We start from the raw sequence: 22577 nt of genomic DNA on the forward strand, positions 1-22577 counted from the left end.
TTGATTTAAGCTATAATCAACGAATAAAGGATAAAGCACAAACCCTATAGTCATTTTGCTTCAAGGAGGATAGCATGGAAAAAGTTTCAATAAAGAATACTACCATGCTAACCGTTATCCTGGGATGTTTTATTTGTTTGATATCCTCATTTACCTTTGCAGATCCTCCCTCTCAAGTAGCACGGCTTAGTTATATTAATGGAACGGTAAGTTTTTTACCTGCTGGAGAAACTCAATGGGTAAATGCGACGCTTAATCGGCCTTTAATTATAAATGATCAAATTTGGTCTGATTCTGACTCTCGGGTTGAAATGCAGCTTCCTGGGGCTGATATACGTATAGGAAATAACAGTGATCTAAAAATCTTAAATCTTGATTACGATATCGCGCAATTCCAAATGACACAGGGAACCCTGGTATTAATTATTAAGCGTGTAAACTCCGATGTTTATGAAGTCGATACCCCAAATTTGGCTTTTACAATTAGTGAACCAGGATACTATCGTTTTGATGTGTCGGCTGAAAATAATACCACTACGGTGAGTATTCGTGTGGGAGAGGGTACGGTTTATGGAGAAAGTACATCTTATGTTATTAGTGCCGGTCAGTCTTGTCGTGCTACAGGAACGGATTTAGATAATTATCAATGTAAGGAATCAAATATACTCGATGATTTTGATGCATGGTGTTTAGATCGCGATAAGAATTTAAATGAGCATTCCACTCAATATGTGTCATCAGATACTATAGGTTATGAAGACCTGGGCAGTTATGGTTCTTGGGTAGAAGATGATCAATACGGGCAAGTTTGGTTGCCTAACAATGTTGATCCTGATTGGGCTCCTTATCAATACGGACAGTGGATTTGGCTGAGTGAGTGGGGTTGGACCTGGGTGGATAACCAGCCTTGGGGTTTTGCACCTTTTCATTATGGTAGATGGGCTTATATTAAGAATCACTGGGGTTGGATTCCTGGCCCAGTTGATGCGCGCCCTATATATGCTCCGACACTAACCGTGTTTATTGGTGGTGATAATTCACAGCTATTAATTAATGGTGGTGGTTATGGAATTGCATGGTTCCCACTTGCACCAGGGGAAGTATATATTCCTCCTTATCATGTGAGTGAACAGTATTTTACTGCAATAAACATAAGCAACACTGAGGTTAATGTTACTTATATTAACAATATTTACAATCATAAGAACATGACGATTAATTATAAAAATGTGCGGATTGCAAATGCGGTGACTGTGGTGCCTATTGCAGATTTTACTAATTCTATGATTGTGCACAACAAGAGCGCTCTCGTTTCCAGGCAAGTGCTACTTAGTACTCCAAAAACATATACCGCATCTGTGGCACCTAAACCTGTTAGTGTATTTGGTAGCAAAAAGGTTACAGAAGCAATTCCTCCTGAAAAAATTATATCAAAATTAGTCGTGATGAAAACAAAACCATCGGCACCTACACCTTCTTTTAAAGAGGGGCAAGAACTTCTTTTAAAAAATGGAAGTAAGCCCTGGATTCCATTGCAAATTCATAAACTAGATACCAAAAAGAATTTCAATGATATATTTCAAAAAGTTGAGCCTAAAAATACAAAAAAATTTAATGATGTATTTCAAAAAGTTGAACCGAAAAACACAAAAAATTTCAATGATATTTTTCAAAAGGTTGAGCCGAAAAACAAAAAAAACATCAACGAAATATTCCAAAAAGTTGAACCAAATAATCCTATTCAACAAACACCACCTGTCATAAAACAAGCACCACCAGTGGTTGTTCATCCTTTACCAGGAGCAGCTCCTCAAGTTCCAAGTGCATCACCTAAACCTAAAGTTACGCCGGGTACTAATACTCAGCCTGGGGTAATCCAAACGGCCCCTGTCGTTCAACCCGGTTCAAATCCATATCACCATCAACAAGCTAATCCTAAGCCCAATGTTCAGCCTAAGGTAATACAAACGGCTCCTGTTGTGCAACCCGGTTCAAATCCATATCACCATCAACAGGGTAATCCTAAGCCCAATGTTCAGCCAGGGGCAATCCAAACGCCCCCTGTCGTTCAACCGGGTTCAAATCCATATCACCATCAGCAAGGCAATCCTAAGCCCAATGTTCAGCCTAAGGTAATCCAAACGGCCCCTGTCGTTCAACCGGGTTCAAATCTATATCACCATCAACAGGGTAATCCTAAGCCCAATGTTCAGCCTAAGGTAATCCAAACGGCCCCTGTCGTTCAACCGGGTTCAAATCCATATCACCACCAGCAAGGCAATCCTAAGCCCAATGTTCAGCCAGGGTTAATCCAAACGGCCCCAGTCGTTCAACCAGGTTCAAATCCTTATCACCAACAACAAGGGATTCCAAAGCCTAATCCATAAGTTCTTTGACTTGTTCTCATAACTCATCAGAGATTTGACCTCGCTTCGTTCTTGTGTTCCCCAATTGCTAGGTGCTTGTTTGACAGAGTCTAATTTATTAATGACATTTATCCTTAAGCCAACCATTAAAATCATCAAAGATACATGCTAAACAACAGAACTGGCTAAGCCATGTACGTTTGCCGAAAGATCAGAGTAAAGTGGGCATGAAATAAAAAATTACTTTGTGGTTTAGATCGAGCTAATCTAAATTTATTAATAATTACGAAAACTTGGATGAATGGACAATATAATAAGTTAAGAAAAATACTTTAAGTCTTCAAATAACGAAATCAGATAACTTATTATTTGTATGCAAGTTGATATATTTCTACGAAAATACTAAAAAAAAGAGATTATGGAATTAATGATCTTACTTGGTTTTTAGTTAGCTGGTTAGGAATAACAGTGCATTTATTCATGAGAGTAGTTTAAATACAGCTATAGATTTATTTTGTTGATAAATTGCACGAGTGGTTATACGATAGAGAAAATAAGGGCTCTGGTAATTAATTAGCAAAACATACTTATTGGGTTAAAATGAATATTATTGAATTAAAATCATTTCTGGCTGTTGTTGAATATCATTCCATTTCTTTAGCATCTAAAAAATTGTGTATTACTCAGCCTGCCATGACCAAACGCATACAAAAATTGGAGTCAGAGCTTGGAGTTCAGTTATTTAAAAAGTCAGGTTTACGAACCGAATTAACCGAAATAGGTAAACTGAGTATTCCTTATATGAGGCAATTACTACATACCTATGAGGGATTGATGCTTCAATTGGAGGGTAAAGATTGTAATTCACGTTTGCTTTGCAATATTGGTGCTTCAGTTTATATCGCACAATCCGTACTCCCTGATATTCAAAAATATATAACATCTATTAATAATAATTTGCTGATGAATGTCAAATTAATTCACGAGCGGGACGTTGTCGATGGATTATTTAGCGGTAATTTCGATGTGATCATTTCTCCTTTGTGTTTCAGTTTTCCAAAAACTGTAGCTTCGATTCCATTATGGAGAGAAAAACTTTTACTTGTTGCTGCTGATGATCATCCTATCCACTTAAAAAAGAATCTAACATTGAGTGAGTTAGCTCTCTATGATGCTGTCGTAATGGAAAAAGAAATTGCATTGCGCCATAAAATTGATGAACTTTTATGGAGTAATGATCTCAATCTGAGAGTCATTTCTGAAGCGAATACTATTTATAATAATATCGCCATGACCCAACAACGATTGGGGTGGTCTGTGATTTATGAACGTTTGTTGGAGCCTGGTTTATCTCCTATTAAAATTGAAGGATGTGATTTGAATATTGAATTTCATGCATATTTTCTAGTGAAACGTAAAGACGAACGGATGATTAGGTTACTTCTAGACTATTTACAACAGTTTATCAAAGGCTCAAATGAGTGGAAACATTTAGCGATTCAAAGTTCATAATTCCCTCACTTTGTTATTGCTAATAATTCAATGATGAAACTGTACTAAAATTTCCCAGTGATATTCGTGGTATGTGGTTAATGTTTTTCTCAGCAGATATGTTTAATTTTTCAATCAACACACACCGCACTTATATCCTACTTAAAGCTTTTCAGTTTTCCTATTTACGATATCAATAAGCTTCTTTGTTAGATTAATCGCTTTTGATACCTTTTAGTGAGATGGATTTATCGGATTCACGAAGTTATTGAAGTATTCTACGCAATGATCCTTACTTAAGATAAGGATCTGCGTTTGGCACTTCATTTGCTATGGCATTTTCATTCCTCTTTGTATTTTGAATGACTTTTTGAGAACTTACTGGTTTGAGGTGGCTGCAGGACCTGAAACTTCAGTTTCTTCAACTAATGCAGTATTAGTGTCAATAATTCCAGAGCCTATTGATTCTTTAATGTTACTCCAAAATTTGCGATAATTTCATTGACAGGGCTTTGGATTGTGAATTTAAGCAAATCAAATTTATTCATACTGTTGCCCGCTGTTAAATTGACAGAATTAGCTTGAAAACTATTTAACTTTGCAGTGATTTTGTTTTTGAATTCTGAAACAATTAAATCGAAAATAGTTGGGTTCATCGCCTTTTCTTTGGTTAATATTATTAAGGTGTTACTGATTTCGTTTTTTAATTCATGAGATAATTTCAGGAGCTTTTCGCTTTGGTTGCTTTGTGAATTTTCATTATGTAATTCACTCTGTAAATCATTAACTAATTTTAGAATCAGATAAAGAAACTCTTTTGCTGATTGTCGGTTTATAGGTGCTTGCGGATTAATATGGCTATCAGGAAGAAGTATGCTTTGTTTCATATCCACGTAAAAATGTTCGTCGATATCCGTTTTATGTATTATCTGGCTTTTAGAAAAATACCTGTCGATCGTGCATTTAATTTGATAAGAGATTTCATTTTTATTATTGAACAATACTTCATAATTATTTTTGCCAAAATGATGAGTATTATCAACTTTCCAATGTTGTATGATTTCGGATAAAGGCTGTTCGTTTTTCAAACTATCATATATCCTACCGATAAGATCGTTTAAGGTCTTAAAAACATAACTATACCGACTTGGTAATCCCAATTTAATTTGAAACGAGTAGTAACTTAGTTGATTAATTAATTTCTTTTTTATGTCTTTGTCCCAAAAATAATCTAAGTATATGTGAAGATTTATTGATAGGTTGTGATTCTTTAAAATGGTGAAGCGAAAATCTTGTAGCCCCTTTAAAACATTTGCATCAATCAGATTAGAGGATAGCGTTGCATATTCTTTTTCACTATTTGCTGTACCTAGCAATCTAATCGTTTCCCCTAATTTGCCATTTGCATCAATATCGTTCCCTAGTGAAACCATCTCCTCTAAAAGATCTATTTTCCACCTTTGACATTCATATACAACAATAGAGCTCCTTGAAATAGCCTCACTATAAGACTGATCCCCCGTTGCGCCTCCAAAATCACCACTCAATTGCCGAAGTGCAAGTGATTCATCGGCTGAGACCATACCTGTATGTACCACTCGATAAATAGGGCCATTATTATTGGTTTCAGCAATAATCTCTGAGCCATCGCCTATAGACGCATAAATGACCTTGGAAAAACCTTTCTGCAATAGCATATCGGATTGTTCTATTAATACTATTTTGTCAATTTTATTTGTATCACCAAGATTAATTACATCGACATTTTTAACAGGACTGGCTAATAAACTATGCACTGTTAAAAATCTGCGAGCATTATTATGACTGTAATTAACGGCAATATTTGTGTTATTTATATAGTCCTCAGGGCATAAATTGCCTAATATCATGTCACCTGACAGGGTCATTCTTTTAAAAGTATTTTGCCGAGCTTTGTCCTTCTCCAAATCACAATCAACAAGTTCATTTTCAACAAAAATACCGCCAGGATTATTGATACCCGTCGGTAAACAAAGAATCGAACCGGAGAATCCCTCTTGTTGATTTATTTCATCTATTAAATTTCTCATGACCCAATCAGGGAAATTATATTCAGTCATCAATACAACAGGTACAGTAGGTTTATTCTTTATTAAAACAGGAATCACTGAATCTACTTTAAAATTTAAAACAGGGCCTATGATGATTAAATCAGCAGGAACATCGTATCGATAATTTTGTTGATAATCATCAATTGGAACTAAGGGAAACTCTGAATCTTTATTGATTTTTTCAAGATGCTCTTTTGCTTTTATTCCTTTATGACTTTCTTTAGAATCAGTTACGAGAGAAACTTCTGCTCCCGGGTATTTATCCCGTAATTTTAATCCAATTTTTTTACCAAACGCTAGATCGCCAAAATTATTGCAAAAGCTACTAAAAACTATAATTTTCATTATATACCTCTAGGCTATTATTTAAATAGCAGTGATTCATGTTGCTTAATTTTTATTCTATCAATCATTAATTAAGGGAATCTAAGCGATGTATTTCTATTATTTATTAGATATAACTGACTTTATTAAGCGAGTGGTGAGTGTTCTATAGCATTCACTTTAGATATAAAAGTGAGGCTTCGTAGAGTAAAATGAAGTTTTAAGAAAGGGGAAAAATTAACAACAGCGCCCCATCCCCACTTCTCGATACATTCTCTTATCTGAAAAATGGCAATTTTTTGGGTGCCATTAAAAGTGGATGGGTTTCAAGATTGTTGATACGCTACATATATGGGTGCTACTTATGAAGTGGCAATGCTTGGTTCTATTAATGGAAGGGTAAATTTTTTATCTGTCAAAAAAACTCAATGAAATGATATGACACTTAATCGCCCTTAATCTATGAATGAAGTATTTGAAAAAGTTGAGACTAAAAATTAATTAAATATCAATGGTTAATATTAGAAAGTTGATCCTATAAATTCTAATAATACCAAATTTGTCATTCAGCAATCACTACCAGGATTTTCTGAAGATCCAGATATATTGGTGCTAATCGTTACTTAAGATAGGTGTGATGAAACAAGATAAAAAATTACTTCATAAATGCTATTGTAGCGTGTTCAACGAAATTCGCGTAGAGCCAATAATAAAATTTCAAAATGTATACTTATTACCAAATTATGAAATTGATAAATACAAATCCTTTTGGTACTTCGGAATCTGGGATGGTAATGAAAGATGAATTGTTACGCACTTTCTAACGCATCATCTGGCATAGTAATATTTAATTCAAGCACGGAATTATCACCCATACGCTCAAGGTTTACGCTGACCTGATCACGGGTAACATGAACATATTTTGCAATTACCGCTAAAATTTCTTCTTGCAGTTTTGGTAAATAATCAGGCGTATGTCGCTGTGATCGTTCATGAGAAATGATTATCTGCAACCGCTCTTTAGCAACGGATGCTGTAGCACTCCTTCTACGCAAATAATTAAAAATACTCATACGGTTAATTCCTCCTTGTTTTTACCGAATAAGCGACGCAATAATCCTTTACGATCATTACTTATAAAGCGCATCGGTTTCTCTTCACCGAGAAAACGAGCGATCGCATCTTGATAAGCAATGCCGGCATCACTGGTTTCATCAAGTACTACTGGAGTACCTGTATTTGAAGCTTTAAGAACTGATTTTGACTCGGGGATGACGCCAATTAACGGAATAGCCAATATTTCCTTTACGTCATTAACTGAAAGCATGTCACCACGTTCAACACGCTCTGGATCATAGCGGGTTAATAATAAATGTTCTTGAATTGGTGTTTCATTTTCAATGGCTCTTTTTGTTTTGCTGGCAAGTATTCCTAAGATTCGATCAGAGTCACGCACTGAAGAAACTTCTGGGTTAGTTACCACGATTGCATGGTCAGCAAAGTACATGGCCATTAATGCACCAGTTTCAATTCCTGCAGGGGAATCGCAAATGATATAATCAAAGTCTTTAGATAGCTCCTTTAGTACTTTTTCAACACCATCAAGAGTCAATGCATCTTTATCTCGAGTTTGAGAAGCAGGAAGAATGTAAAGGTTTGCAATGCGCTTATCTTTAATTAATGCCTGATTAAGGCTTGCCTCACCATTGATCACATTAACAAAGTCATAGACAACACGGCGCTCGCAGCCCATAATGATATCAAGATTTCTTAAACCAATATCAAAATCAATGACAACTGTTTTGTGTCCCAAAAGAGCAAGACCTGAAGAAATAGCGGCAGAAGAAGTAGTTTTTCCTACTCCACCTTTACCTGATGTAATAACAATTATCTTAGCCAACGCTGAACCCATCCTATTTTTTGATTCAACACAATATTTAACCAACAGTGTACACGTTAATCAATAAGTAATTCAAGTGCTGTATTCGGATCTATGAAAAAACATTTTATACTGATTTAGCTTAGCAGACTCAGATAATCGCTACAAAAAAACAGTCTGATTTTTGTTAGTGCAACCGTCAATCCCAGGTATTTTGTTCATCTTTTTAGATACTTAAGCAATAGAATAAAACAAATCAAACTATGACAAAATATCAACTAACAAGCCTATTTTCTGTTAAATAACTGTTTAATTTGTCTACTATTTATGGTAAACTACCCGGTTAATTTAACTCCGTAGTGATGAGAATAAAATGGCTCTTTCTATTGTGCAGCAATCATTAACTTTTGATGATGTTCTTCTTATTCCCGCCCATTCTTTGGTACTTCCTAAAGATGTTTCTTTAAAAACGAAATTAACTCAGGGTGTTGAACTCAATATCCCCCTTGTTTCAGCGGCTATGGATACTGTAACTGAAGCCCGTTTAGCAATTGCTTTAGCCCAGGAGGGGGGGATTGGCATTATTCACAAGAATATGACGATTACGGCTCAGGCTGATGAAGTTCGGAAAGTGAAAAAATTTGAAAGCGGTATGGTTAGAAATCCAATTACTGTTACTCCAAATATCACTGTTAGAGAATTATTGGATGTGATGGAAAAATATAATTTTTCAGGTGTTCCAGTTGTTGATGGCGAGGATTTAGTCGGTATTGTAACCAGTCGAGACATACGCTTTGAAACAAACTTGTCTTTGAGTGTAGAACAGGTGATGACGCCTAAAGCAAAACTGGTTACTGTTAAAGAAGGTGCCAGCCGTGAAGAGGTATTGAGTCTATTGCATAAGCATCGTATCGAAAAACTACTTGTGGTTAATGATGCTTTTCACTTACGAGGATTAATTACAGTAAAAGACATCCAAAAAGCTAAAGAAAACCCTTATGCCTGTAAAGATGAGGCCGAGCAATTGCGTGTTGGTGCTGCTGTTGGTGTGGGTGAAGGAACAAATGAGCGTATTGAGGCATTAGTCGAAGCAGGTGTTGATGTTCTTGTTGTCGATACGGCACATGGACACTCACAAGGCGTACTTGATCGTGTTAGATGGATAAAAAAATTCTTCCCCGATGTTCAGGTAATTGGTGGGAACATTGCTACCGCTGCTGCTGCTCGCGATTTATATGCTGCAGGTGCAGATGCGGTAAAAGTAGGTATAGGCCCTGGTTCTATTTGTACCACAAGAATCGTAACTGGTGTAGGCGTTCCTCAGATTAGTGCCATTGCAAATGTGGCGCAAGAACTTAAAGGAAAAATTCCGATTATTGCCGATGGTGGTATTCGTTTTTCTGGTGATGTTTGTAAAGCGCTTGCAGCAGGGGCAGATACTGTAATGTTGGGCAGTATGTTTGCTGGAACAGAGGAGTCCCCAGGAGAAATAGAACTCTATCAAGGCAGAACATACAAAAGTTATAGAGGAATGGGATCAATTGGTGCGATGGCGTTATCCCAAGGATCAAGCGATCGTTATTTTCAGGATGCATCATTAGGCTCTGAAAAATTGGTTCCAGAAGGGATTGAAGGACGTGTTCCTTATAAAGGATTAACTCAAGCAATTATTCATCAATTGCTGGGTGGATTGCGTTCTTGTATGGGCTACACTGGATGTGAAAATATCGAGCAATTGCATACTAAAGCTGAGTTTGTGCAAGTGACAAGTGCCGGGATGCGGGAGTCGCATGTTCATGACGTGAATATTACAAAACAAGCACCAAATTATCAGGTGGATAATTAATCATGAAAGATTTAAAACAGCATCCTTTGTTAATCCTTGACTTCGGTTCTCAATATACACAACTGATTGCACGACGTGTTCGTGAACTAGGTGTGTATTGTGAAATTCATCCTTTTAATATTAAACAAGAAAAATTTATTGCACTAAATCCATGCGGTGTGATTTTATCCGGGGGCCCCGCAACAGTAACCTATGATACAAACCCGCGTGCGCCTGAATGGTTATTTACTACCGGAATACCTATTTTAGGAATTTGCTATGGAATGCAAACAATGGCAGTTCAATTGGGAGGGGAGGTCCAATCTTCTTCATTGAGAGAGTTTGGTTATGCAGAATTAAAATTACATGGACACAGCCAATTGTTTTCGCAAATCGAAGATCGTATCAGTTCTGAGGGGGGGGCTTTATTAGATGTCTGGATGAGTCATGGAGATAAGGTAACGCAACTACCACCAGGTTTTAAAATTATTTGTGAAACTCGCAATGCCCCTATTGCTGGGATGGCAGATGAAAGTCGTCAAATGTATGGGGTGCAGTTTCATCCAGAAGTAACACATACTTTGCAAGGAATGCGAATTTTACATCGTTTTGTGGTGGATATTTGCAAGGCTGCGACCAATTGGACTTCTGAGCTTATTATTGATGAGGCGATTAGTGAGATAAGGGCTCAAGTAGGAACAGAGAAAGTCCTACTGGGATTATCTGGGGGGGTAGATTCTTCAGTTGTAGCTGCTTTATTGCACAAAGCAATTGGAAAGCAATTGATTTGTGTTTTTGTGGATACAGGCTTATTACGTATTCATGAGGCAGATGAAGTGATGAATATGTTTGGCAAAAACATGGGAATACAAGTTATTGCTGTGAAAGCTGAAGATAAATTTTTAAATGCATTGAAAGGCGTCACCTGCCCTGAAGAAAAACGCAAAATTATCGGCCATACCTTTATTGAGGTATTTGATGAAGAAGCCCACAAAATTCCTGGCGTTTCATGGCTGGCTCAAGGGACCATTTATCCTGATGTCATTGAGTCTGCTGCAACAAATACAAATGGGGCTTCAATGGTTATTAAATCGCACCATAACGTAGGTGGGTTGCCTGAAACCTTAAATTTGAAATTATTAGAACCTATACGTGAATTATTTAAAGATGAAGTTCGTAATATAGGTCTTGAGCTGGGTTTACCTCATGATATGATCCATCGTCATCCATTTCCAGGACCTGGTTTAGGAGTGCGAATTTTAGCTGAAGTGAAAAAGGAGTATGCTGATATTTTACGTAAGGCAGATGCCATTTTCATCGATGAATTGAGAAAAGCTGATCTTTATTATAAGGTGAGCCAGGCATTTGCCGTATTTTTACCCGTTAAAAGTGTGGGAGTGATGGGAGATGGTCGTAAATATGATTATGTCGTTTGTCTCCGTGCTGTAGAAACAATTGATTTTATGACCGCACATTGGGCTCACTTACCGTGGGACTTTCTTGGCCAAGTCTCTAATCGTATTATAAATGAAGTAGAAGGTGTTTCACGTGTTACTTATGATATCTCGGGCAAACCGCCAGCTACTATTGAATGGGAATGATCTATACTGCGCAACGTCATAATTCGTATTTTTTAAAGTTACCCAAATGGTCTTTATAAAATGAATGATCAATACTGGATGCGTCAAGCTTATGAACAGGCACTTCTCGCTCAAACTGAGGGAGAAGTGCCTGTAGGCGCGATTTTAGTGAGTAACGAGAATCAGTTATTAGGAGCAGGTAGAAACCTTATCCAAAAAAGTCATGATCCATCAAGCCATGCAGAAATTCAGGCCATCAGACAGGCATCGCAACGCTTACAAAATCACCGCTTGTTGGATACAACTCTATATGTAACATTGGAACCCTGTGCTATGTGTGCAGGGCTTATGGTTCATGCGCGCATTAGCAGATTGGTTTTTGCAACACGTGATTTTAAATCAGGAGCAGCGGGCTCTGTTTATAATTTATTACAAGGTTATCCGCTAAATCATAAAGTTCAGATCGATGAAGGAATAATGCAAGCTCAGTGCGCAAGTTTATTAAGTGAGTTTTTTAAAGCTTGCCGATAAGTTATCTTTTGTTTCTATTTCTTAAATAAGACAATAGGAGACTAATTAAAAATAAGGTCGTTAACCTCTGCACACAATGAGTGAGTTGTGTGCAGAAAAGAGAGTGAGAGTTTTTTTTAATTTTTTGATGAAGTTTTTAAATTTGCGCTAGACGTATGCTTTAATGAAAGGGAATCGAGTAACTGGTCATGAAACTCTGCAAAACCTGCCCCAGTTTTTGCAGAAGTAACTATCAGGTCGGTCATATCATTCTCTTGATGCTGTTTATCCGCTTTAGTCCCCACCAATAAAACATTTACATCCTTATAATGTATTTTTGCAAATTTAGTATAAAACGCCAGATCAGCTTTCGCAGTTGAAGAAGAGAGATCAACGAGAATAAGCACAGCATCCATTTTTTTGTGTTTATAGACTAAAGATGGAATTAGGTTATCATTTGGATTATTTAAGTCAAAACTTATAAAAGTAGGATGTGCTAGGTCATTTACCATTCTATAGGAAATATTATTAAAGGGTGGTATATTTCGATCAGCTGCATACTCTCCATCTTTATAGAATAAGAGAAAAGATTTTTTACCACAATTATTATTTCCTAAAACAATTACATGCCTTACATCATCTTTATTTTCTAATTTAAAAAATTTCATCACTGTTTCCTTATTTTTAATAATAACCCTATATGATTTAATAGGTTAGTGTGAGTAGGTAATCATCGAATTATCTTGTTCCTCGCTCATCTTGGTTTCTTTTTTCATCGCCTCTAGTTGTCCTTTAAAGCGAGAGGTAACGCTTGGAGTAATGATATCCCTATTTTTATGAATTAATTCATCTATTACTGATGGTGTTTCTACTTTTTCAATCGCTTTACGCGCTGATAAAGTCTTAAATAAGTGCTCCGGAGTCATTAACTCTAGTTTATCTCGTTGGCTAATAGGAGATTTCATAAGTCGATCGGGAACATTTGGAACCCTATGAATGTCACGTAACTCTTTAACAACACAATCATTTAATTCTTGTATGGCTGCAATTAGTGTTTTACTTATAAATTCAGAGCACAGCACTTTGCTTTGTTCACGATTTTCGTCTGGAATATTGTTTCCCATAATATCGTCTCTAATTTCAGAGTTTTTATGGTCGTGAAGTATAAAGTTCTTATATCCACCATGTAATTTGTTTGTTCCTATTGATGCAAATCTTGCCACCCCACCTTCGGCGCTTATATGCACATGCTTTTCACGGGCTTGGTGATGTATTTGTTGTTCTATTTGCCCATATTTTTGCTCTAATATTTGCAACCAATTTTCACCAAGATTATCTTGTAATAATTTTTGATTTACTTTATCAATTAAATTTTCAAGCTTAATTTTGTATATATCACTATATAAAAAATTACGAAGTGAGAATTGTTCTTCTTTGTATCCAGGATTAATATGAGAAATTTCATTCAAGTGGTTATCATTAGCGTCTGTTATCGTGATTGCTTTTGATGCATGACCATATTTGGTTACCTTTGCAACCACTTGTTCCATAAGATTCATTTTTTTTCCATAGATTTCTGATTTATCCTTGGTGTGATCAAATACGACCGATCCTGTTGGCGCGCTAAATTGCTGATTAAATTTAGAATCCAGAAAATAAATTATCGCGTGAGCTTCTTCAGCATAGGTATATATTTGCTCGAGTTTTTCATTACCCTTAATTAATCCAATTTTATCTAAGTCCCACATGACCTCAGCGTATAAATTGGATAAATCATAAAGCATCCCATATTCTTTAAGTGAGATTTTTTGTTTACTATCTAACCTTGTGCCATTTTCTATTACATCGTTTATATTGTTTAAGAGTACATTAATTCTAGGTGCAATTAATTCAAGATTTCGCGTCCTAAAGGAGAGCGCTTTGATATCTTTGGTAGTCATCGCCCCAATCCCTGAAACTCGTGACTCAAACTTATCAATGAGTCCGATTTTTTTATTAAGATCCATATTTCCTATAGAATCAGAAAGCATCTTTTGAATAGAGTCTCGGTGTTCAGGCACTACATTATTATTTTTTTTGCTTTGGTGTAAAAATTGCATAGCTTCTAATACAGTTTCATTGATCCCTGTGGTCTTAGATAGATGCTGTAAATTTGCAGTCATGATAGTGCCTCTTTTACGTTGATTTGATCTGAAAATGTAAAAATATTTGTTGAATATTCTCACACTTTACTTTTGATATTATGTGCACTTTGTGCAATACATGTCTAATTGGATATTTTTATAACTAATATAATTAATTTAAATATTAATTATTATTCATAAGGTTAAGTGATAACCCTTTTTAATTTTTGGTGATTAAATTTATTGACATTCACTTTAAACGGTTTGGAACTAAAAGAGAAAGCAAATTACATTTCAGAAATTATCTAAAGGGTGTTGACAATGGGATTCAATGCCGGTGCGCAACGGCCGAAAGTCCGCTGTATCCAGTAAATAGTCAATAGCTTCAGAAAAAGAATGAATTAGTGAATAATTTTTCAGACAAATGTTTTTAAAGTTGACCTAAAATTTGTTTATAGGATAACAATCAGGAGAATAGGAATGCTTTCAGGAACAACCTTGGATTGGAGGGGTTGAGTGCAATTCAGTTAAAATAAATTGTATATAAATATTAAAAATATAAGCCTATACTTTTAAATAATGTAAGAGCTTGTATTTGTCACTTCAAAAATTACCACCAAGATTGGACCGATGTAGAATTGGAGCGAATTCTTATGAAGTTTCAATTGATTGCATTCTTTTTTCTTATCTTTTTTTTCGTATTTATCTTATTATTTTTGTACTTAGGCATTTATAGTGCGCGACGGAATGTTAAAAATAAAAAAATAAGTGCTAACTCGGGTTTACAAATTGTAGAGGGGTCGATTTTTACTTTATTAGGATTAATAGTAGCCTTTACTTTTTCTTCAGCGAATCAACGATTTGATCAACGACGTTATTTAATCATTGAAGAAGCCAATGCAATCAGAACTGCTGATCTTAGAATAGATTTAGCAAGACCTGAGATTCAAAAAAATTTACACCAGGATCTGAAACAGTATTTATCTTATCAAATCGATAATTACAGACAAATCTCGGATTTTGAGACTTTTAGATTAACTCATATGAAATCCTTAGCGATGCAGAAAAAAATATGGAAATTGGTATCAAAGGAATGTACCGCCAAATATCAAGAGAATAAGTGTTCACTTCTATTATCGGCATTCAATAAAATGTTTGATATTGCTAATACTCGATATGAATATTCCTATGTTCATCCACCGGTGATCATTTTTTTATTGCTTGTGGGACTTGCTTTATTAGGGGCTTTGCTAGCAGGATATAATATTGGAGAAACAAAGGGAGGAACTATTTTACACCTTGTAAGCTACGCATTAGTGATAGCAACCACCATTTATATTATTATTGATTTGGAACTTCCTCGTCTTGGTTTTATACGTGTTGATTCGTTTGATGCAGTAATAACCGAGCTCTATCAAAATATGACTTGATCTTTATTTAATAGGTATTGGAAAGTTCTCTTACAAGCTTTTCACGCAGCATCTCTTTTTCCTCTGGAGTCAATGACTGGTTTTTTTGATTTGTAATATAAAATGTATCTTCAGCGCGTTCTCCAGCAGTTACAATCTTCGCATTGTGTAAGTGAATTTTTAATGTTGAGAAAACTCTACCAATTGTGGCTAGAAGTCCTGGTCGATCCCCGGTAACTAAAAACAAACGAGTTTGGTTATTTGCAATTTCATCGTAGTAATGAATTTGAGTTTTAACATTAAAATGTGCTAAGGCACGAGATAGTCTTCTTTTCGCAACAACGGGCATTTGATCACTGTGAGCCAAATGAGTAGATAAGGCTTCCTGGATATCGATGGAGCGCTGGGTATTAAAAAATGCCTGATTTTGTTCGTCCAGGATAATGTAGGTGTCTAAATCGTATTGATTATCACAGGTTAGAATCATTGCTTCCTGAATGGTTACATTGTGATTGTTTAAGACTGTTGTTGCAATGGCGAAGCGATCATCGCAATGAGGCATATAGATAAATACTTCGGTTCCACCCTGACTATGATGAGGCATGATCATGACCAAAGGGAAATGAGTACAGGACAATATTGCTTTGGTATGACGTCCGATTATTTCAGAAGATTCATGCAAAAAATATTTATCTTTAAATTGTGCCCACAAAAGTTCAACTGCTTTAGAGGCTATGCCTTCAGTAATTAATGCTGATAATGCATTTTGTTTTCGCACCCTGATGAGCATGGACTCATCCATTAATTCTTGCTCTTTATGAAGCATATGTTTTGCTGCATGATACAGCTCTTTAAGTAGAGAGTCTTTCCATGAGTTCCATAAAGTAGGATTAGTACCGCAAATATCTGCAACCGTAAGTAAATATAAATAATCTAAATAGTAGGGTTGGGGTAATAGTTTACAAAAGCTTTTTATTGTATTTGGGTCGTAAATATCCTGTCGTTGTGCAGTTTGTGACATGATTAAATGATTGCGTACAAGCCAGACAAGTAAATCACAATCTTCTTTCTTAAGATAATGATTTTGAGCAAAATTAAGTACTTCAATAGCACCTAACTCCGAATGGTCACCTCCTCTACCTTTTGCAATATCATGAAATAATGCACTAATGTATAAAAGTTCGGGTTTGTTTAAAGTAGGCATTATTTGAGCACAAAGAGGGAATTGTTTTGCATATTTTTCTTGTTTAAAGCGTGAGAGATTACGAATGACGAACAATGTATGTTGATCAACTGTATAAACATGAAAAAGATCATATTGCATTTGTCCCGTAACCATAGCAAAGCATTCAAGATAATGAGCTAAAACACCATAGCGGCTCATTCTATGTAGTGCTTTGTAGGGATCATTTTCTGTTTTAAGGATACTTATAAAAAGATCTGTTGTTTCTTTGGAGGTTTTAAAGCGTTTATTCATGAGATAGAGCGACTCTCTAATTAATCGAATTGTATTTGCTCTAATTCCTTCAATATCAGATCTTTTTGCAATCCAAAGAAATAATTTTAAAAGTGCTTGGGGATGTTGGATGAAGATACGAGAGTTTCTTGCTTCAATATAATTATTGGAAAGTTGGAATTCATTATCCAAATGAAATAATCGTTGCTTGGGGGCATGCACAATGGTTTCATCAAACCATTGCAATAACATTTCATTAAGTTCTCTATTACGGTTAATGATCTTAAAGTAATCCTTCATGAATTGCTCTATAGCTAATGAATGAGGTTTATCCTTATAGCCAAAAAACTGGGCTAATTTAATTTGATAATCAAAAGATAAACGCTCTTCTGCTTTTTCAGCCAATACATGCAAGGCAAAACGTACACGCCAAAGAAAATGTTGACAATACATTAGATTTTCATATTCTTTATCTGTAATAAATCCGTAGCTTATGCCATCAGCTAATTTTTTTATATTAAAATGACGCTTACCTATGCTCAGTAAAATCTGTAAATCACGTAGTCCTCCTGGTCCATATTTAACATTAGGTTCCAGGTTGTATGCTGTTTCCCCATATTTAGCATCACGTTTTTCCTGCTCTTGACGTTTTGCTAAAAAATAATCCTGACTGGTCCACATATGCAATGGGTGAGTTTGATAAATTAACTCTTCCATCAATGCACCTCGGCCACACAATAGAAACATGTCCATAATACTAGAGATCACGGTAATATCTTGTTTGGCTAATTCTGCACAATCAGAAACACGCGTAATTTGATGGCTTAGATTTAAACCTACATCCCAACAATCCTGGATAAAATTTTGCGCGTGTTGCAATTGAGACTTTGAAACTTTATCAGTATGAATTAAAAGTAAATCAACGTCGGAATAAAGGAGCAACTCTCGGCGCCCATAACCACCCAATGCTAAAAGACAAAAAACTTCATGATCCAATTTGTTTTTTATGAATAGGGTGATTACTAACTCATCGATAAAGGCTACTAGCTTGCGAATAATTGTAGTGACATTGGTTTTATAATCAAACTCTTCCCTAAGTTTTTCTTTAAACTCTTTAACCGTATTTTTAAGTTGATGTGAATTTACTGACACCCCTGATAAAAAGGGATGGGCGGAATTGGCAAGCTTATTTTCGTTCTTCATTGCGCAGAGTTAAAATTTCTACACCGTTATCTGTTACCAATAAGGTATGTTCCCATTGGGCTGAAAGGCTGTGATCCTTGGTGACTACTGTCCAATGATCAGGTAATAATCGTGTATGATGTTTTCCTATATTGATCATTGGTTCAATTGTAAAAGTCATGCCTGGTTCTAATCTCATCCCGGTTCCAGGTATCCCATAATGTAACACTTGTGGATCTTCATGAAAAATACGACCTATACCATGGCCGCAATAGTCGCGAACTACGGAGCAACGGTTTTTCTCGGCGTGCTGTTGAATTGCATAACCTATATCTCCTAAATAGACACCTGGTTTTACCATCTCTATGCCAATAAATAGACAATCATGGGCTACCTGGACTACGTGCTTTGCTTTAACTGATGGATTGCCAATAAAATACATTTTACTGGTATCACCATGATAATCATTTTTGATAACAGTCACATCGATATTAATGATGTCTCCATCTTTCAAAATCTTTTTTCCAGGTATACCGTGGCATACAACATGATTAACTGAAGTGCAAATGGACTTCGGAAAACCATTATAATTTAAAGGAGCGGGAATAGCTTTTTGTGTATTTACAATGTAGTCATGACATAGGGTATTAAGCTCATCAGTTGTAATACCTTCTTGTACGTGAGGGCCTATCATTTCAAGAACTTCTGCGGCAAGTTTGCCAGCAACACGCATTTTCTCTATTTCGTCAGGAGTTTTTATTGTAACCGCCATTATGTATCCAAAAAGTGTTATTTATTATTGTTCCAAAGTTTATAGAGTGGCTAATTTTAGAATAATTTCTGGCATTATCAATCACACATCCACAAATGGGTTTTGTTAATTTTTCATTAAAAATAACTTCTCAGCTTTTATTCAATGTTTTGATTTAACAAAAAAAACATCAATTATAAAGTCTGGAATAAATGATGTTATTTGGAACGAGATCGATTCTAGCATATCTGATTTTGTATGTCATCGAATTGCTTTTGCAATGAAAGTTAGCCATCGATTATTTCGGTTATACTTACTAAATAAGGCCATTGATGCTAAGGAACGAAAATGAAAATACGTATATCTTCTGTCATTTTTTTGTGGTTCATTTTTAATGTACCAGCTTTTGCCTATGAATATAATGGATATCATTCTGGTAGTGGTTACTATCGTGGTAATTATGAACATAACGGATATTATAATGGCTATCACAATAACGTTTGGTATGGTGGGACTATAGATGTCAATTCATGGGATGATGGAATTTGGTATGATAACAATCTAAATGATGATACAAATGTAGTAGTAGGGGTGCCTGATGAGGGCTATTATGATCCTTCATGTCAAACAATCGATGATTGCAGTACAGGTACATGCATGTTAGTAAATACGTGTGAATAAAGACAGATTATGTATAATAATAAATTTCAATGGGCAGTAATCGGAGCAGGACCAGCTGGAATTGCGGCTGTAGGTAAGTTATTGGATCATGGCGTCATACCAGAACATATTCTTTGGTTAGATCCTCATTTTAAAGTGGGTGATCTGGGGCTTTTTTGGCCGAACGTCTCGAGTAATACTAAAGTAAAACTCTTTAAAAATTTTTTATTAGCGGCAGACTCTTTTCATTACAAAGAGGCACCTGTTGATTTTAAATTAAACCACTTACCGGCAGATGAGACATGTACTCTAGGTTATGTGGTTGAACCCTTGCAGTGGGTTACTGATCAGCTCCTAAAAAAAGTTCAGCCAGTAAAAACAATAATCCATACAATGTTATTGTCCGAGCGGTTATGGTCTTTAAGTTCAGAAACAGAAACCTATTACGCTAAAAATGTGATTTTAGCCACTGGCGCATTGCCTTCCACACTTAATTATCCTGGAGTTAATGTCATTCCTTTTGATATTGCGATTGATAAAGCAAAACTCTCTTCTATGTTTCATCGCGATGAAACTTATGGGGTATTTGGTTCGTCTCATTCCGCAATTATTATATTAAAACATCTAGTCGAGTTAGGTGCAAAAAAAATTATTAATTTTTATCGTTCACCTTGTCGTTATGCTATTGAAATCGATGATTGGATTCTTTTTGATAATACAGGTCTTAAAGGTCAAAGTGCTGCATGGGCTCGAGAAAATATTGATGGCGTTTTACCTCCTAACCTTGTTCGTTATAATATCAGTGAACCCAATATTGCACGTTTTTTACCTGAATGTGAGCATGTCATTTATGCAGTAGGTTTTGAGAGGCGAAAGGCGATTGTTATTAGTAATTATGAGTATTCTCACCATAATCCTTATGTTGGTATTATTGGTCCAGGATTATTTGGTTTAGGTATTGCATATCCTGAAACAAAAGCTGATATCTATGGTAACGTAGAGTCTCAGGTCGGATTATGGAAATTTATGGTATATCTTAATAAAATCATGCCTATTTGGTTTAAATATCCTGCTTGAATCCTATGAATGTATCGATGCGCCAGTAGATGGAAAATCACTTACTGGAAGTTAATGATCTAATTCTAATCAGGAAGATTTGAGCTGATTTTTCTTTAGTTGCGATATTGAGATTGCAAGTTAACTCCGCGGTTCTTTATGAGCTAACAGGGCCGCCCACTACTATCTAATTAATAAAAAAATTTGTAAACTATTCTTCCTTTTTATGGAGTAAACCATCATATTGAAACGTACAAGTTATTGGTCTAGTGAATTAATCACTTTATTATGTAGCATTTTTTTTACCTTGGCATGTAATAGCTCGTTTTGGACTGAATTATTACGCGATAAGGAATTAATGAATGCTCATACTTGGTTTGTTATTTTGGGTACAGCAATAGCGATCACTGGATTACAATGGTTTTTACTCTTATTAGTGATTAATCGTTGGACTTTTAAATGGGTTACCATCAGTCTTTTCCTCATCACATCTATTGCAGTTTATTTCATGAACACTTTTCATGTTTATATTGACTCAACAATGATCACTAATGTTATGAGTACTGATTATCATGAAAGTAGAGAGTTTCTGCAATGGCGAATTCTACCTTACTTTTTATTATTAGGAGTCCTTCCTTGTTTGCTTATATGGCATATTAAAATTTATAAAAGAAGTCTGATTTCTTATTGGATTGGCCGGTTAGGAACAATTTTTTTATCGCTATGTATGGTATTTGGAGGCGGATGGGCAGTTTTTCATGATCTTGGTCCAGTACATCGAGAGCGAAAGGAAATTGTTTATTTGATTACTCCATTAAATTTAATTTCATCTTCTGTAAAAGCATATAGAAAGTCTCTCCATGCGGAGGCTAAAGCAAAAATCAAAATTGGAGAAGATGCCTTTCAGCTTCCACGAGGAGAAAATAGCAAACCCAGGGTAATAGTGCTTGTTGTTGGTGAAACGGTCCGAGCACTAAATTGGGGATTGAATGGTTATCACAGGCAAACAACACCTGAACTAGCAAAACGTCATGTAATTAATTTTAATCAAGTAACGAGTTGCGGTACAACAACTGCAGTGTCTCTACCTTGCATGTTTTCTCCTTATGGAATCCATGCTTACGACAGTCAAAAAATAAATCAAACAGAGTCTTTATTACATCTCCTTGATCGCACTAATATTTCAGTATTGTGGCGAGATAATCAATCAGGGTGTAAAGGAGTGTGTGACGGCTTAGCTACCGAAAAATTGGAAATTGATGCCTTATGTAAACAAGGGCGTTGCTTTGATGAAGTCCTTTTGCATCAACTTAAGCAACGAATTGTCAAAAATAAGGAAGATCAGTTAATAATACTGCATATGTTGGGTAATCACGGCCCCGCATATTACGAACGATATCCAATGCAATTTAAACATTGGCAACCGACCTGCGAAACATCCGATTTATCCAGTTGCTCCCAAAAAGCCCTGATTAATACTTATGATAATGCTATTTTGTATACTGATTCGATGTTAGCAGATGCTATAGATCTATTAGACACGATTAAAACCCATGATACAGGACTGATTTATGTTTCTGATCATGGGGAGTCATTGGGAGAACATAAGTTGTATCTACATGGACTACCCTATTTTATGGCTCCGGATGAACAAAAAAAGGTTCCAATGATTTTATGGATGTCCCAAGGGCTTGCAAATCAACTAGTAATAAAAGAGGATTGTCTACGTGATAAACAATCGAGCGCTCTCTCTCATGACTATCTGTTTTCTACCTTGCTTGCATTTTTTGATGTGAAAACAAAAGAATATAATTCAACATTTGATTTGATCTTTTCGTGTCGAAATTTGAATAAGACCACCTAAAGCATTTGTGT

General features: G+C 35.7%; 16 protein-coding genes. 9 read left to right on the top strand and 7 right to left on the bottom strand.

Going from position 1 to position 22577, the window contains the following annotated elements; all coding sequences use genetic code 11:
* Positions 1 to 74 precede the first annotated feature (74 nt).
* Both EKG34_RS10635 and EKG34_RS10640 read left to right on the top strand, forming a co-directional pair.
* Entirely contained in the window at positions 75 to 2387 is a 2313-nt protein-coding gene (locus EKG34_RS10635) for a DUF6600 domain-containing protein (RefSeq protein WP_012979277.1), read from the top strand.
* Between the two features lie 579 nt (positions 2388 to 2966).
* On the top strand, positions 2967 to 3878 hold the full coding sequence (locus EKG34_RS10640; RefSeq protein WP_003636258.1) for a LysR family transcriptional regulator: 912 nt from the start codon (positions 2967 to 2969) through the stop codon (positions 3876 to 3878).
* 437 nt (positions 3879 to 4315) lie between these two features.
* Here EKG34_RS10640 and EKG34_RS10645 read toward each other — a convergent pair whose 3' ends face one another.
* From EKG34_RS10645 to minD, 3 genes are all read right to left on the bottom strand, one after another.
* Entirely contained in the window at positions 4316 to 6292 is a 1977-nt protein-coding gene (locus tag EKG34_RS10645) for a hypothetical protein (protein WP_003636260.1), read from the bottom strand.
* A gap of 788 nt (positions 6293 to 7080) precedes the next feature.
* Positions 7081 to 7344, bottom strand: coding sequence for a cell division topological specificity factor MinE (gene minE / locus EKG34_RS10650; protein ID WP_003636261.1), 264 nt, complete (start codon positions 7342 to 7344; stop codon positions 7081 to 7083).
* A complete protein-coding gene (gene minD / locus EKG34_RS10655) occupies positions 7341 to 8171 on the bottom strand; it encodes a septum site-determining protein MinD (protein WP_012979276.1) in 831 nt (276 codons plus the stop codon). Before minD ends, minE begins: the two co-directional genes overlap by 4 nt.
* A gap of 352 nt (positions 8172 to 8523) precedes the next feature.
* On the opposite strand from minD, the gene guaB reads away from it, so the two are divergent.
* The 3 genes from guaB to tadA are packed head-to-tail and all read left to right on the top strand — an operon-like array spanning position 8524 to position 12086.
* Entirely contained in the window at positions 8524 to 9996 is a 1473-nt protein-coding gene (gene guaB / locus EKG34_RS10660) for an IMP dehydrogenase (RefSeq protein WP_003636263.1), read from the top strand.
* A gap of 2 nt (positions 9997 to 9998) precedes the next feature.
* Positions 9999 to 11576, top strand: a complete 1578-nt coding sequence (guaA, locus tag EKG34_RS10665) for a glutamine-hydrolyzing GMP synthase (protein ID WP_003636264.1) — start codon at positions 9999 to 10001, stop codon at positions 11574 to 11576.
* A gap of 60 nt (positions 11577 to 11636) precedes the next feature.
* The gene (tadA, locus tag EKG34_RS10670) at positions 11637 to 12086 is read left to right on the top strand and encodes a tRNA adenosine(34) deaminase TadA (RefSeq protein WP_003636265.1); all 450 of its coding nucleotides are present in this window, start codon (positions 11637 to 11639) and stop codon (positions 12084 to 12086) included.
* A gap of 116 nt (positions 12087 to 12202) precedes the next feature.
* Here tadA and EKG34_RS10675 read toward each other — a convergent pair whose 3' ends face one another.
* Entirely contained in the window at positions 12203 to 12733 is a 531-nt protein-coding gene (locus EKG34_RS10675) for a hypothetical protein (protein ID WP_003636266.1), read from the bottom strand.
* A gap of 45 nt (positions 12734 to 12778) precedes the next feature.
* On the bottom strand, positions 12779 to 14227 hold the full coding sequence (locus EKG34_RS10680) for a hypothetical protein (protein ID WP_003636267.1): 1449 nt from the start codon (positions 14225 to 14227) through the stop codon (positions 12779 to 12781).
* A 614-nt stretch (positions 14228 to 14841) separates the two neighbouring features.
* On the opposite strand from EKG34_RS10680, the gene EKG34_RS10685 reads away from it, so the two are divergent.
* Positions 14842 to 15618, top strand: coding sequence for a bestrophin-like domain (locus tag EKG34_RS10685; protein ID WP_003636268.1), 777 nt, complete (start codon positions 14842 to 14844; stop codon positions 15616 to 15618).
* Between the two features lie 7 nt (positions 15619 to 15625).
* Here the strand turns inward: EKG34_RS10685 and glnD are convergent, their stop codons facing one another.
* Together glnD and map are read right to left on the bottom strand one after the other, a co-directional pair.
* Entirely contained in the window at positions 15626 to 18256 is a 2631-nt protein-coding gene (glnD, locus tag EKG34_RS10690; RefSeq protein ID WP_003636269.1) for a [protein-PII] uridylyltransferase, read from the bottom strand.
* Positions 18240 to 19007: a type I methionyl aminopeptidase gene (gene map / locus EKG34_RS10695; RefSeq protein ID WP_003636270.1), complete on the bottom strand. Its 768-nt coding sequence runs from the start codon at positions 19005 to 19007 to the stop codon at positions 18240 to 18242. The genes glnD and map overlap by 17 nt, the downstream gene beginning before the upstream one ends.
* A 327-nt stretch (positions 19008 to 19334) precedes the next feature.
* Between map and EKG34_RS10700 the strand changes: the two genes are divergently transcribed.
* From EKG34_RS10700 to EKG34_RS10710, 3 genes are all read left to right on the top strand, one after another.
* Complete coding sequence (locus EKG34_RS10700) at positions 19335 to 19667, top strand: hypothetical protein (protein WP_003636271.1); 333 nt, start codon at positions 19335 to 19337, stop codon at positions 19665 to 19667.
* A 9-nt stretch (positions 19668 to 19676) separates the two neighbouring features.
* Positions 19677 to 20723 (top strand): FAD-dependent oxidoreductase, encoded by a 1047-nt coding sequence (locus EKG34_RS10705; RefSeq protein ID WP_003636273.1) that lies wholly within the window; start codon positions 19677 to 19679, stop codon positions 20721 to 20723.
* Positions 20724 to 20946: 223 nt separating this feature from the next.
* Complete coding sequence (locus tag EKG34_RS10710) at positions 20947 to 22566, top strand: phosphoethanolamine transferase (protein ID WP_050777606.1); 1620 nt, start codon at positions 20947 to 20949, stop codon at positions 22564 to 22566.
* Positions 22567 to 22577 lie beyond the last annotated feature (11 nt).

The organism is Legionella longbeachae (genome assembly GCF_004283175.1).
GTDB lineage: Bacteria > Pseudomonadota > Gammaproteobacteria > Legionellales > Legionellaceae > Legionella > Legionella longbeachae.

What these genes read in the sequence shown, in the direction of transcription:
- EKG34_RS10645 (WP_003636260.1), bottom strand. Translation starts at nt 6,292, where the DNA reads ATGAAAATTATAGTTTTTAGTAGCTTTTGCAATAATTTTGGCGATCTA.
- EKG34_RS10680 (WP_003636267.1), bottom strand. Translation starts at nt 14,227, where the DNA reads ATGACTGCAAATTTACAGCATCTATCTAAGACCACAGGGATCAATGAA.
- guaA (WP_003636264.1), top strand. Translation starts at nt 9,999, where the DNA reads ATGAAAGATTTAAAACAGCATCCTTTGTTAATCCTTGACTTCGGTTCT.
- tadA (WP_003636265.1), top strand. Translation starts at nt 11,637, where the DNA reads ATGAATGATCAATACTGGATGCGTCAAGCTTATGAACAGGCACTTCTC.
- EKG34_RS10640 (WP_003636258.1), top strand. Translation starts at nt 2,967, where the DNA reads ATGAATATTATTGAATTAAAATCATTTCTGGCTGTTGTTGAATATCAT.
- glnD (WP_003636269.1), bottom strand. Translation starts at nt 18,256, where the DNA reads ATGAAGAACGAAAATAAGCTTGCCAATTCCGCCCATCCCTTTTTATCA.
- minE (WP_003636261.1), bottom strand. Translation starts at nt 7,344, where the DNA reads ATGAGTATTTTTAATTATTTGCGTAGAAGGAGTGCTACAGCATCCGTT.
- EKG34_RS10635 (WP_012979277.1), top strand. Translation starts at nt 75, where the DNA reads ATGGAAAAAGTTTCAATAAAGAATACTACCATGCTAACCGTTATCCTG.
- EKG34_RS10685 (WP_003636268.1), top strand. Translation starts at nt 14,842, where the DNA reads ATGAAGTTTCAATTGATTGCATTCTTTTTTCTTATCTTTTTTTTCGTA.
- EKG34_RS10675 (WP_003636266.1), bottom strand. Translation starts at nt 12,733, where the DNA reads ATGAAATTTTTTAAATTAGAAAATAAAGATGATGTAAGGCATGTAATT.
- map (WP_003636270.1), bottom strand. Translation starts at nt 19,007, where the DNA reads ATGGCGGTTACAATAAAAACTCCTGACGAAATAGAGAAAATGCGTGTT.
- EKG34_RS10700 (WP_003636271.1), top strand. Translation starts at nt 19,335, where the DNA reads ATGAAAATACGTATATCTTCTGTCATTTTTTTGTGGTTCATTTTTAAT.
- guaB (WP_003636263.1), top strand. Translation starts at nt 8,524, where the DNA reads ATGGCTCTTTCTATTGTGCAGCAATCATTAACTTTTGATGATGTTCTT.
- EKG34_RS10705 (WP_003636273.1), top strand. Translation starts at nt 19,677, where the DNA reads ATGTATAATAATAAATTTCAATGGGCAGTAATCGGAGCAGGACCAGCT.